This window comes from Kitasatospora sp. NPDC048715, from assembly GCF_043198905.1.
Classification (GTDB): Bacteria; Actinomycetota; Actinomycetes; order Streptomycetales; family Streptomycetaceae; genus Kitasatospora; species Kitasatospora lactacystinica.
Map to the genome: position 1 here is coordinate 212017 of NZ_JBICVH010000009.1, position 13738 is coordinate 225754.

Consider the following 13738-nt stretch of genomic DNA (forward strand, 5'->3'; position numbering starts at 1 on the left):
GTGGCGGGGCGGTCGCACCGGGTGCTCCGCGACCCGGCGAACGCCACCCCGCGCACGGTGACCACGGAGACGCCGGCCTTCCCCGGCGCACGTGTGCGGGCCCTCGACGGGACGCCGGGCGCAGGGGTTCACCCGGGCGCGGTGCCGGGCTCGGGCGGTACGACGACGACGGGGAGGTGGGCGTGGTGGACGATCTCGGTGCTGGTCGAGCCGAGGGCGAGCCGGCCCCAGCGGCCGGCACCGCGGGTGCCCACCACCAGCAGGCCGGCGTCCCGGCTCTCCTCCAGCAGGACCTGAGCCGGGCGGCCGTGCTCGCAGCGCACCTCGACCTCGACGTACGGTTCGCCGACCTGCTGTCGAAGCTCCTCGACCAGGTCCGTCACCTCCCGGGCGACGGCGTCGTGCAGATGCGGCTCCGGATCGCCGCTCGGGCGGAACCAGCCCGTCATGGCCCGGTCCGGCGGATCGGCGTGTCGGCCGCCGAAGGCGCAGACGGCCCGTACGCCCACTCTCCGCAGCTGTGCCTCGCGAAGGGCGAAGAGCACGGCCCTGCGGGCGTGCTCCGAGCCGTCCGTACCGACGACGATCGGCCCGGCGGGACTTGACGCGGGTGAGCTGTTCACGGGGACCTCCAGGAGGTGAGGCCTGGCAGCGGACCGACAGGCTCGGCGGATCCGGTGGATCGGTGGATCGGTGAATCGGCGACTCGGCGACTCGGCGACTCGGTGAATCGGCGGATCCGGGGAGGCGCGGAGACCGGCGCGTCCACTGCTTTCATGATCCTCCGGCAACGGCGCGGCGGCATGTCCGTGCTCCTCCGTCGGCCGGGCCGGGCCGGACCGCGCTGCGCGCCGACCGCCGCCCGCGGCGTGATCTCCCCGGGCGGCGAACAGCTGCCGGACGGCTGCACGGCTGCACGGCTGCACGGCGGCTCGGCCGGCGGCGTCGGTGCAGCTCAGGGGCGTGGGCCGGATCCCGCCGGGGTCGGCCGGCCCCGTCCACGCTCTTGTCATGCCCAAGTTTGACGGCCTGTTACCAGCCGGTAGTCTCTGGGTGTCTCGTAGGCGAACAGCACGACGCCTGCCATGTTCTGAAGGATCCTCACGTGTACCGTCCCGGCTCCCGCCGACCCCGCCGCGCTCTGCGCGGTGCCCTCGCCGCCGTCGCGGCCAGCACCCTGCTCACCGTCCTGCCGGCCGCGCCGTCCCACGCCGACCCCGCGCCCGCGCAGGGCACGGACACCGCCCACCTCGACGCCGTCGAGCGGGTGCTGCGCCAGGTGTCGCCCGGCCTGGAGGGCACGGTCTGGCAGCGCACCGACGGCAACGCCCTGGCCGGCGCCGACCGGGCCGGCGGCCCCGCCGGCTGGCTGTTCCAGACGCCCGCCTGCTGGGGCGACGCCACCTGCGCCGACCGGCCCGGCACCCGCGCGCTGCTCGCGAAGATGACCGCCGACGTCTCCGCCGCCACCCGTACCGTCGACGTCTCCAGCCTCGCGCCGTTCCCCGACGGCGGATTCGAGGAGGCCCTGGTCGCCGGGCTCAAGGCCTCGGTCGCCGCCGGGCACCGCCCGGTCGTGCGCATCCTGGTCGGCGCGGCGCCGCTGTACAACGCCAACGTGCTGCCGTCGCGCTACCGGGACGAGCTGGTCGCCGAGCTCGGACCGGCCGCCTCCTCGGTCAGCCTCAACATCGCCTCGATGACCGCCTCGCGCACCGCCTTCTCCTGGAACCACTCCAAGCTCCTGGTGGTCGACGGGCGCACCGTCCTCACCGGCGGCATCAACGGCTGGAGCAAGGACTACCTCGACACCGCGCACCCCGTCTCGGACGTCGACCTCGCGCTCACCGGCCCCGCCGCGACCTCCGCCGGCCGCTACCTGGACACCCTGTGGGAGTGGACCTGCGGCCGGACCGGCCTGCTCGACAACGCGTGGTTCGCCTCCTCGGACGGTGGCGCCTGCCGCCCCTCGATCGAACGCGAGCTCAACCCGCCCGCCCCCGCCGCCGGGAACGTCCCGGTGATAGCCGTCGGCGGCCTCGGCGTCGGCATCAAGGACGCGGACCCCTCCTCCCGCTACCAGCCCGGTCCCGTCCCCGGGGCGGCGGACGCCAAGTGCGGCCCGCTGACCCTGCACGACAACACCAACGCCGACCGCGACTACGAGACCGTCAACCCCGAGGAGAACGCCCTGCGCGCCCTGGTCGGCAGCGCCCAGCGGCACGTCGAGATCTCCCAGCAGGACCTGAACGGCACCTGCCCGCCGCTCTCGCGCTACGACTCCCGGCTCTACGACACGCTGGCCGCCAAGTTGGCCGCCGGCGTCAAGGTGCGGATCGTGGTCAGCGACCCGGCCAACCGGGGCACCGTGGGCAGCGGAGGCTACTCGCAGATGAAGTCCCTCGCCGAGATCAGCGACGTCCTGAAGGCCCGGCTCACCGCGCTCACCGGCGACCAGGGCAAGGCCGCCGCGGCCCTCTGCGGCAACCTCCAGCTCGCCTCCTTCCGCGCCGCCCCCACCGCCACCTGGGCCGACGGGCACCCGTACGCGCTGCACCACAAGCTGGTCTCGGTCGACGACTCGGCCTTCTACATCGGCTCGAAGAACCTGTACCCGGCCTGGCTGCAGGACTTCGGCTACATCGTCGAGAGCCGCGACGCGGCCGCGCAGCTCGACCGCGACCTGCTCGGGCCCGAGTGGCAGTACTCGCAGGCCGCCGCGACCGTCGACTGGTCCACCGGGACCTGCCGCGCCTGACGCCCGGTGCCTGATGCCTGACGCCTGATGCCTGCCGTCCGGCCGGCGGGCTCCCCGCTCCGGAATCCCGGGGCGGGGGTCCGCCCTCCGCGGTCGCGCGCCGCGGGCGACGAGCGGTGATTCGACTTCCCGTTCGAGAGGCGGAAGAGCGGTGGCGTGATCACCCGTGTGTCATGGCGCGAAAGCATCTTGATGGACCGTCACGGCCGGTGAGAGCGTGGACACGATCCGTGTTGATCGTGTGGCCGCCGGTGACCCCGCGGCCACCGGGTGTGAGGTGGAAGCTTGACGGAGACGCAGCACCTGGCGAAGGTCTACAGCGACCGCGCCTACGTGCACACCACGACCCTGCGGCACCAGGGCAGCACGGTCGCGTTCGCGATGGACGACCAACGGCGCATCGTCTACAGCGTCCTGGACCTGTCGCAGCACGACGAGGCGAAGGGCGAGGCCGACGCGGCGTACTGGTCGGAGGACCCGCTGCAACTGCGCTTCCCCTCCGAGGTGGCGCGGGTCGGCTACGCGGTGGCGGGCACGGTGCGGATGCCCGTCGTCAAGCGCGGCGGGCGGGTCGAGGCGGACGCGGCGGAGCGGCTGGACGAGCAGGAACTGGACCGGTTCCTGTCCAGCACCGCGCGGCTCGGCGCCGCCGCCCCCTTCCACGTCCTCTCCGACGGCACCCACCTGTACGTGCTGCGCCAGTCGGTGCGCGCCGACCACCCCGACGCGGTGTTCCGGCTCGCCGACGGCGCCGGCTCCTCGGGCGACCCGGCGCGCACCGACCACCTGGCCAAGGGCGGCGAGGCCAAGGTCCCGGTGGTCGACGCCACCCTGCTGTGCGACCGCTTCGTCCTGGCCGGCGGCGAGTTGAAGCCGGTGCTGGAGGTCCGCTACCGGCGCAGCCGGCACAAGGGCCGCCCGGACTCCGCCAAGTACAGCCTCGGCACCCAGGACATGGAGGGGCAGCCGTTCGTCGAGCCCACCCAGGAACTGTCCTTCGTCCGCAACCTCTCCGAGGGCCGCTTCACCGCCCTGCTGGTCCCCACCGCCGTGCACGGCCGGGAGCGCTGGCAGGTCTTCGCGCACAACGACGCCACCGGCCGGATCGACGGCTTCAGCGTCGAGCGCAGCAGGGACGGCCTGTTCAACACCCAGGGCACCCAGGCCTGGACCAGCCCCGACCCGCGCTACCGCAGCGCCGTCCACGAGGGCGCACCCGGCACCTGCCCGTTCACCGGCAGGCCGCTGGTGCCCGCGGCGGGCGAGGGCGGCCGCGCCGGGACGGCGCTGCGCTTCGACGGCGTCGACGACGTGGCCGAACTGCCCAGCAGCGCCCTCGACCTGGCCGACCGCGACTTCACGGTGGAGTTCTGGGCCCGGCGCACCGCCACCGGCGGCCGCGAGGACTTCCTGATCGGCCACGGCGCCTCCAAGGGGGTCCGGCTGCGCACCCTGCACATCGGCTTCCGCCCGGACGACACCTTCACCTTCGCCTTCTTCCACGACGACCTGGACCTGCCGCAGCGCTGGACGGACACCGACTGGCACCACTGGGCCTGCGTCTTCGTCCGGGACACCCGCGAGCAGATCGTCTACCGCGACGGCGTCGAACTCGGCCGCCGCACCACGGACATGCCGTACGCCGGCCTCGGCGGGCTCACCCTGGGGCGTGGTGCGCGGTCGTTCGGGCGCGCGGAACTGGACGAGGTGCGGATCTGGCTCCGCCCGCGCGGCGGCGCGGAGATCGCCGCCGACCGCGGCCGGCGCCTGATCGGCAACGAGCCGGGCCTGGCCGCCTACTACCGCTTCGACGAGGGCTCCGGCGCCACGCTGCACGACCAGACCGACCACGCCCGGCACGCCGCGCTGAGCGGCGGACCCGCCTGGGTCACCTCCGAGGCCCCGGTCGGCGAGGACCCCGGGGTGAGCCGCAGCAGCTTCGCCTTCACCGGGCGCCGGGTGGTCTCCGGCCTGTCCGCGCTGCTGCACCACCAGCAGGAGACCGCGCCGGCCGGCTACGAGCGGACGGCCAAGCCGGTCAAGCGCCAGGCCAGGGTGCTGCTCGCCTGCACCACCGGCGGGCCCGACCCGGTGACCGGCGCCGCCACCGAGGAGGCCTACGTCGCCACCGTCGACCTGGGCGTGGGCCGGGACGGCCGGCTGGCGCAGGTCCCGGAGGAACTGGCCCTGCCGGTGCTGGCCGCTCCGGAGTCCAGCGGGAACGTGGAGGCGGCCGGCGAGGTGGACGCCCAGGTGGCCCGGCTGACCCGGGACATCGCGGGCACCGAGGCCGAGATCACCCGCCTCCAGCTGGAGACCGCGGAGATCCCGGACATCGAGCGCCAGCGGGCCGAGGCGCGCGCCACGCTGGAGAACGACGTCACCAACTGGCGCTACCGGCTGCGGTTCAAGCTGCAGAGGGACGGCAAGGACCAGTACCTCGCGGTGGACGGCAACCGCAAGGACGCCGTCGCCCCGCTGGTGCGCACCGCCGACCGGCAGGCCGCGTCGACGATCTGGACCTTCGAGCCGACCGGCACCACGCTCAACGGCGTCACCTGCTACTTCGTCCGGAACGCCAACTCCGGGCTCGACATGAACGTCGCGGGCCGTGAGACCGGCAACGACGCCCGCATCATCCAGTACGACCGGGAGGCCGACAACGACTCCACCCACTTCGCGCTCGACACCTGGAACGGCACCGGCCTGGTGGTGCGCCGCAGCAGCAGGCTGGTCGCCGCCCGGGACAGTCAGGGCGACCGCATCGTCCAGTACGACTACTCGACGGCGAACGCCTCCGGCGAGGGCGTCCTGGCCCTGGAGCGGATCGACAGCTCGCTGAGGACCAGCCCCGCCACCGACCGGCTGAACCAGCGGATCTCCGAACTCGGCCGGCGCCTGGAACTGCTCGCCGTCAAGCAGGACCGGCTCGCCCAGCTGCGCCGCGACCTGGCCGCCCAGCAGGCCGGACTCGCGGCCAAGCAGGAGGAGCTGGGCCGGCTCACCGGCGGGGTGCGCGGCTCCGACGACATCGCCCTGCCGGTTCCCCAGCTCACCGTCGACCGCACCGGGCTGAGCGGGTCCGGCGCGCTGCTGGGCTTCGCCCGCGCCGCAGACCGCCCGTTCCTGCTGGACAGCGCCACCGGCAACGTGGTGCTCTACTTCCGGGGCGGGAACGGCCAGTTCTTCGCCGCCTACTACGACACCCAGGTGCTGCGCTCCTCCCGGCAGCTGCCCTCCGGCGGACGGACGGTCTCCTTCACGGCCCGGGACGCGGCCACCGATCTCGGCCCGACCGGGATCACCGTCGAAGCCGGGGACGGGCCGGCGCAGGTCACCCTGACGATCCGGCACGACGGGCAGACCGAGAAGTGGTCCCATCTGCCGCGCCGGGCCGAGGACTTCGCCGCGGTGGTGAACGGCGCGGCCGAGCAGCCCGTCACGATCGGCACGGTGCTGCGGATCGACGGCGACGTGGTGCAGTTCACCGAGGGCACCCTCGCCCCGCTGGCCGGCCCCGGTTTCGTGACCGTCGGCGGCCACGGCTTCCGCTTCGAGGGCAGCCACCCGGCCGGGTCGAAGTCGCTGCGCCTGGGCGCGGGTGCGGAGCCGACCCTGCTGACGCCCGGGATGAGCGTGCAGCGGGTGCGCTACGACCACCGCTGGTCCGAGTCCTCGCAGCCCGGCAGCACCCTCGCCGAGGGCTCCCGGCTGATCACCGTCGACCCCGGCGGCCTGGCCGAACTGCCGCTGGGCAGCGCGGACGGGCTGGTGCGCGGCCACAGCGGGCGCTGGCGGGCCGACATGCCGGGCCGCGCCTACGCCTTCGACGGCAAGGGCCGCTTCCTCGCCCTGCCCGCCGGGCAGCTGCCCCGGGCCACGACCCCGGGCGACCTCACCCTGGAGGCCTGGATCAACCCGGAGCGGGTCGAGGGGCCGGTGCGGCTGCTGCACGCCAACGCCGGGGACACCCCGTACGGCCTCGGGCTGCTCGGCACCCGGGGGACGTCCGGGCTGGTCTTCGACGGCACGGACGACGCCGCAGTGGTGCCCGGTGCGTTCGGCTTCGGCGACGGCGACTTCACGGTGGAGTTCTGGGCCCAGCGCACCATGATCGACTCCCGGGACCACTTCGTGCTCGGCCACAGCGGAGACCAGGGGCGGGCCGACGAGAGCCTGCACATCGGCTTCCGCTCGAACGGCCGTTTCACCTTCGCCTTCTACGGCGACGACCTGGACACCACCCAGGTGTTCGGCGACACCAAGTGGCACCACTGGGCCTGCGTCTTCCAGCGCGAGACCCGCCAGCAGGTGATCCACCTGGACGGCCGGGAGATCGCCCGGCGCACCGCCAACGCCCCGTACCGCGGGCAGGGCCGCATCTCGCTGGGCACCGTGCTCTGCTGGCCCCGCGAGTTCGCCTCCGTCCGGCTGGACGAGGTCCGGCTCTGGTCCAGGGCCCGCGGCGGGGACGAGCTCCGGGCCGACCAGGGGAAGCGGCTGAACGGCACCGAGTCCGGACTGCTCGGCTACTGGACGTACTCCGCGCCCGCCTCCGGTGCGCAGCCCGTCCTGGCCGACCGCTCCGGCAACAACCGCGACGCCGAGCTGCGCGGCATGCCGACCCCCGTCCCGGCCCGCTCACCGGTCGCCGACGGCGGCTACCGGGCCGTCGCGGCCGTCGGCGACCGCCGGGTGGTCAGCCGGGAGACCTTCCCGCTGCGCGAGTGGAGCCACCTCGCCCTGGCCTACCAGCAGTCCTGGGCAGTCGAGTTGACCGGCGACGCCCACCTCGAAGTCCCGGACGACGACGCGCTGGACATCGCCGACGACCTGACCCTGGAGGTGTTCGCCCGCGTCGACCGGCTCGGCGAGACCCAGGGCCTGCTCTCCAAGGGCCGCACCGCCGACGGCGTCGGCGGCAGCGTGCCGTACCGGCTGGCCGTCCTCCCGGACGGGCGGCTGGAGTTCGCCTTCGAGGAGCCCGACGGCCGCGCCGTGCGCTTCACCTCCACCGAGGGCGTGACGGCCGGGCAGTTCCACCGCATCGCCGTGGTCCGCAAGGGCGGCCGCTCCATGCAGGAGCAGAAGGGCACCCAGCAGATCACCGCCACCGGCGCCGACGGCAAGCCGGTCACCCGGAGCGTCGAGCTGGTCGAGTCGCTCGCCGTGCGCGAGTGGCAGGACATCCGCTTCCACCTGGACGGCCGGGAGATCGGCGCCGGCCGCTACGAGGGCTCCGGGCCGCGCGGCAACGACGCGCCGCTGGAGCTCGGCCGGGCCCGCGAGGGCGCCACCGTCCAGCAGCTGACCGGGGTGCTCGCCGAGGTCCGGATCTGGGGCGCCGCCCGGGACGCCGCCCGGCTCGGCACCCCCGTCACCGCCCGCGACCGCGGCCTGGTCGCGCACTGGCGCTTCGAGGAGAACGCGGGCGGCACCACGGCCGACGCCACCGGCTCGCACCCGGCCCGACTGCGCGGCGCCCGCTGGGTGCGCAACCCCGACCCGCGCGGCAGCGTCTTCCGCCTGTACCGCAACGGCGTCGCCGTGGCCTGCGACCCGGACGGCACCCCTGGCCTGCCCGACACCACCGCCTTCGCCGCCGCCGGCGACCCGCAGCTGACCCTGGGCGCCGTGCTCAAGGACGGCAAGCCCGCCGAGGCGTTCGCCGGCGTGCTGGAGGAGGTGCGGATCTGGCGCACCGCCCGCACCCACGAGCAGCTGCTGGACAACCTGTTCACCCGGCTCAAGGGCGAGAAGGAGGACCTGGTCGCCTACTGGCCGTTCGACCGGGACTCCACCGAGGCGGGCGCCGCCCAGGTCCGCGACGAGGGCCTGCGCGGCAACCACCTGGAACTCGGCCCGGAGGCCACCCGCCCGCGCACCGTGCTGTCCAGCGCGCCGGTCTCCAACGACGCCGCCCAGGTCCGCTCCGCCCTGGCCGGCCTGCGCACCCCGTTCCACCAGAGCATCGGCGCCGCACCGGCCGTCGCCGAGTACGCCGACATGCAGTACGGCTCGCGCGGCGAGGCGTTCGGCGTCCTCAAGCGCGCCTACAGCTACCTCCAGGACGGCCGCTGGCACCTGATCACCGGCTACAAGGTCGGCGAACTGGTCAGCGAATGGGTCAGCCAGATCCAGTTCGACCCGCAGCTGATCGGCTACGTCGAGGGCGCCCCGCCGATCCCCTCGGAGAACCTCACCGCGGGCCTGACCGACCCCGGCAGCGACACCTTCGAGGGCGCCTCCACCGTCAAACTCACCGAGGCCGAACAGGTCGTCCGCTCGCTGTCCTCCGCCAAGGAGCGCAGCGTGGACGCCGCCTTCGGCTTCGCGCTCTCCAACGAGGTCGACGTCGACGTCTGGATGATCACCGCCCCGCTCGGCTTCGGCATCGCCAAGTCCATCGCCAAGGGCGGCGTCTCGGCGAGCGTGCGCGGCAACCTGGAGTTCTCCAACAGCTGGGCCGAGGACACCTCCGTCTCCCAGGGCGAGAACACCGCCCGGACCACCAAGGTCGCGCTCACCGGCCACTGGGAGGACCCGGGCCGGGTGCTCAACCCCACCGCCGGGCGGCGGTACGTCCCGGCCAACACCGGCTTCGCCGTCGTCCAGTCGCAGACCGCCGACGTCTTCGCGCTGCGCCTGGCGCACACCGGCTCCCTCGTCGCCTACCGCATCCAGCCCAACCCGGACATCCCCAAGGACTGGAACGTCGTCCCCTTCCCGATCAACCCGCGCTACACCAAGCAGGGCACCCTGGACGGCACCGTCGGCTTCGACGAACGCGGCAAGGTCGCCGACCCGGACTACCGGGGCGCCCGCGAACGGGGCGAGTACAGCTACTTCAAGCCCCGCGAGGCGTACGCGCTCAAGCGCCGCATCCAGCGCGACCAGCAGCGCCTGCACAGCTACTACGACAGCGTCTCCACCGAGACCCACGCCCCCGACCCGCTCGCCCAGCGGGCCGGCCGGGTGCTCGGCGGCGCCATCGGCGCGGACGCCTCGCCGGCCCGCGGCCGGGACACCGCCGACAGCGCCACCGGACAGGGCTTCTCCCGGCGCGACCTGGTCAACACCTACGTGTGGACGGCCGCCGGGGGCTTCTTCGCCGAGACCACCGAGACCACCGACGTGCTCAGCGAGACCACGGCCGGCTCGTACTCGCTCTCCGGCTCCGTGGGCACCTCGATCGGCACCTCCTTCCAGATCGCCGGCATCGGCGTCGGCGCCCAGCTCGACGCCTCCGTGGGCGGCGGGATGACCGCCACCCGGGCCCGCGGCAAGGAGGCCACCCGCTCCTTCGGACTGGAGGTGGAGGTCGCGCCCAGCGGCAACCTGCAGAGCTACGACACCGACCGCAACCCGGTCTTCGACCGGGACGGCAACCCCGTCAAGGTGCCGGGCAAGGTGGACGCCTACCGCTTCCTCAGCTTCTACCTCGGGGAGGACAGCGAACACTTCGACAGCTTCTTCCACAAGGTCGTCGACCCGGTCTGGCTGGAGAACGGACACGACCCCAACGCGGCGGCGCTGCGCCAGGCCCGACAGGCCGACCGCAAGCCGCCGTGCTGGCGGGTCCTGCACCGCGTCACCTTCGTCAGCCGGGTCCTGCCCGACATCCCGCCGGCCGACGCGCCGGCGCTGGAGAAGGCCATGCGACAGCTGGACGTGGAGAGCAACTACGAACTCGTCCGCCGCCTCGACCCGTACGTGAAGTCCGCCGCCACCGGACTGCCCGAACTGGCCGAGGCCACCCGCACGACGCTCGCCCGGGAACTGCCCGAGCTGCTCCCGCACGCGGACGACGTGATCGGGTTCCTCGCCCAGTACTACGGCGTGGAGGCCTGAGCCCGAGGTCCTGGTGCGGGCGGGCCCGTTCCGCGGCGCCCGCACCAGGACCGGACCCCGGGTCCGTCCGCCGCGCCCGCGCGTGGTCGATGGCGCGCCATCGACCACGCGCGGGCGCGTGCTCCCGGCCGGGCGGAGGTGGCGTGGGTAGCGTTGGCGGTCATGAACGAGGCGATGTCATGAGCCCCGCGGGGGAGCCCGCCGGGCCACCGGCCGAGGGGGACCTGCCGGGGCCGGGGCCCGATCCGGACGAACAGGTGGAGGGCGCCGCGGCGCAGCTGCGCGCCCTGGCGAGGTCGACGGACCGGCTGCAGGGGCTGCTGTCGGCGGTCCTGGCCATCGGCGGCGACCTGGACCTGCCCGCGGTGCTGCACCGCATCGTCACCACGGCCATGGACCTGGCCGGTGCCCGCTACGGCGCGCTCGGCGTCCTCGCCCCCTCCGGCGACCACCTGGAGCACTTCGTCACCGCCGGCCTGACCGAGGAGGAGCGCGCGGCCCTCGCCGGAACCGGGTTCCCGCACGGGCGCGGAGTGCTGGGCCACCTGATCCGCCACCCCGAGCCGCTGCGCGTGGACGACATCCCCTCCCACCCGGCCTCCGTCGGCTTCCCGCCGGGCCACCCGCCGATGCGCACCCTGCTGGGCGTGGCGGTCACCGTCCGCGGCGAGATCTACGGCGACCTCTACCTCTCCGAGCGCGCGGACGGCCGGCCGTTCGACCAGGACGACGAGGAGATCGTGCGCGCCCTCGCGGGCGCGGCCGGCATCGCCATCGACAACGCCCGCCTGTTCGGCCACCTGCGCGACAGCGCGGAGCAGTTCCAGCGGCTGCTGCTGCCCACGCTGCCGGACCTGCGCCCGTTCTCCGGGGCCGCGGTCTACCGCACCGCCGCCGAACCGGCCGGAGTCGGCGGCGACTGGTACGACGCCGCCGTCCTGCCCGACCAGGCCTGCGCCGCCGTCATCGGCGACGTCGTCGGGCACGACCTGTACGCCGCCGCCGCCATGGCCCAGGCCCGCAACATGCTGCGCGCCCTGCTGTACGACCGGGGGAGCCCTCCCAGCTCGGTGCTGACCCGGCTCGACCTCACCGTGCGCGCCATCACCGACCTGCCCGTCACCACCGCGTGCCTGGCCCGGATCGAACCCGCCGCCGACGGCTGGACCGTCCACTGGAGCACCGCCGGCCACCCGCCGCCCCTCGTCCTCACCCCCGACGGCCGAGCCCGGTACCTGGACGGCGAACCCGGCATCCCGCTGGGCATCGACCCCGAGCTCCACCGCCCCGACCACTCCGAGCCGCTGCCCGCGGGAAGCACCGTCGTCCTGTTCACCGACGGCCTCGTCGAACACCCCGACCATCCCATCGACCGCGGCCTGGACGCGCTCGCCGAGCTCGCCGCCGCCCACGCGGGCGAACCCCTGGACGATCTCGTCCGCTTCCTCGCCGACCACCACCCCAGCGACGGCCACGACGACATGGCCGTCCTCGCCATCCGCACCCCCGCCGAGGAGCGGACCGACCGGCGGCCGTAGTCCCGCCCCGGGGCCGAAGCCGCCCCCCGCTACTTCAGCAGGAAGTCGTACACCGCCTGCCGTCCGGCCGGGTTCGCCGCCCGGTTCTGCACCGAGTGGGCCGCGCCCGGGACGATCACGATCTGCGGATGGTGCGCGAACTCGGCCTGTTGGAAGAGCAGTTCATAAGGCGTGGCCAGGTCCCGGTCGCCGCCGAGCAGCAGCACCGGCACGTCGGGCAGCATGCTGTGCGCCGGCGGGATCGGCGGGACGGGCTCGCGCGGCCAGTCCAGGCAGACCAGGAGGCTGCCGAGCCCGGTCGCGGTCGCCGGGTCGAACGGCCAGGTCTGCTCGGTGGTCAGCCGCTGCCGGGCGCGCTCCAGCGCGGCCGCCCGGCCCTCGACGGGGGTGTCCGTGGTGCCCCACGGGAAGTGCGAGTCGGCGCACAGGGTGGCGGAGTGCAGCCCCTGGCTGAGATCCTCGGCCGGGGCGGCGTCGACCTCCCGGTGGACGAGTTCGAAGAAGTCCTGGAGCTTCGCGGGCTGCCCGGCGGCGGCCTCGTGCAGGATTTCCGGGACCCCGCCGTAGTCCGGGTCGATGAACTCGTAGCCGGTGAGCGCACTCAGGATCTGCGCTCCGTTGCCGTACCGCCGAACGGTGGCGGCGAGGTCGGCGGCCGGGTCGGTGGTGCAGCCGGTGGCCCGGCAGACGGCCCGCAGGATCCGGGCGCTCGCGGGCAGCGCGGCCAGGTCGAGGGGGTCGAAACCCTGTGGCGGCGCCACCGAGTCGAGCACCAGCCGGGCCACGTGCGCCGGGTGGGCGAGCGCGTACCGCTTCGCGACGATGGTGCCGTAGGAGACGCCGTCCAGGGTCAGGCGCCGGTCGCCGAGGGCGCGGCGCAGCAGGTCGATGTCGGCGACGGTGTCGGCGGTGCTGTAGTGGCGGGCGTCGGTGCCGAGGGCGGTGGCGCAGTCGGTGACGGACTGCCTGCGCGGCAGGGCGAGGTCGGAGGAGCCCATGTCCTCCTGGAGGCCGGGGCATTGGAGCGCGTTCCGGCCGGTTCCGCGCTGGTCGTACATGACCAGGCGGTAGTCCTTGAGGACGGGCTCCAGCTTGCCCGCGATCTGCTTGATCGTCGGGACGCCGGGCTGGCCGGGGCCGCCGGTGAGGAACAGCAGGTCGCCCTTGGGCGCCTTGGTGTTGCCGGTGAAGGCGACCGCGAGGTCCAGGCTGCCGGGGGTGGCGCCGCTGTGGTCGAGCGGGACGGTGAGGGTCCCGCAGGTGAACTCGGGCGCGTCCGGGCAGGGTGCCTGCCCGGTGATCCCGCCGCCGGCCGGGGCTTCGCCGCCGGCCGAGGCACCGGCCTCAACTCCGGCTCCGGCCAACGCTCCGGCTCCGGTGGAGGCGAGGGCGGGGGTCGCCAGGGTGGTGCCGGCGACCACCGCGAAGGCGCCCGCCAGGGCGGCGATGCGGCCGCGTGTGCTCGTCATGTGTCGTCCTTCCGCTCGCACCGCGTCCGTACGGACACGGTCACGGAAGCAGCCTGCGCCCGGGGCGCGTCGATGGCGAGCGTTCGGGCGGGATCCGAGTGGGAACGAACCGTCAGGCCCCG

The 13738-nt window shown here is 74.3% G+C and carries 5 protein-coding genes; 3 read left to right on the forward strand and 2 right to left on the reverse strand.

The annotated features are described in order from the left end of the window. Positions 1-128 precede the first annotated feature (128 nt). Positions 129-623: a universal stress protein gene (locus ACGFSC_RS18790; RefSeq protein ID WP_359903112.1), complete on the reverse strand. Its 495-nt coding sequence runs from the start codon at positions 621-623 to the stop codon at positions 129-131. 482 nt (positions 624-1105) lie between these two features. Between ACGFSC_RS18790 and ACGFSC_RS18795 the strand changes: the two genes are divergently transcribed. The 3 genes from ACGFSC_RS18795 to ACGFSC_RS18805 all read left to right on the forward strand — a co-directional run bounded on the left by ACGFSC_RS18795 (position 1106) and on the right by ACGFSC_RS18805 (position 12147). After that, the gene (locus ACGFSC_RS18795; protein ID WP_359903109.1) at positions 1106-2758 is read left to right on the forward strand and encodes a phospholipase D-like domain-containing protein; all 1653 of its coding nucleotides are present in this window, start codon (positions 1106-1108) and stop codon (positions 2756-2758) included. A 285-nt stretch (positions 2759-3043) separates the two neighbouring features. Further along, positions 3044-10609: a LamG-like jellyroll fold domain-containing protein gene (locus tag ACGFSC_RS18800; RefSeq protein ID WP_359903106.1), complete on the forward strand. Its 7566-nt coding sequence runs from the start codon at positions 3044-3046 to the stop codon at positions 10607-10609. Positions 10610-10788: 179 nt separating this feature from the next. Continuing rightward, the gene (locus ACGFSC_RS18805) at positions 10789-12147 is read left to right on the forward strand and encodes a GAF domain-containing SpoIIE family protein phosphatase (protein WP_359904584.1); all 1359 of its coding nucleotides are present in this window, start codon (positions 10789-10791) and stop codon (positions 12145-12147) included. A 29-nt stretch (positions 12148-12176) separates the two neighbouring features. On the opposite strand, the gene ACGFSC_RS18810 is transcribed toward ACGFSC_RS18805, so the two are convergent. Next, positions 12177-13616 carry an alpha/beta fold hydrolase gene (locus tag ACGFSC_RS18810; protein ID WP_359904587.1) on the reverse strand — a complete coding sequence of 480 codons (1440 nt, stop codon included), beginning with the start codon at positions 13614-13616 and terminating at the stop codon, positions 12177-12179. Between the last annotated feature and the right edge of the window lie 122 nt (positions 13617-13738).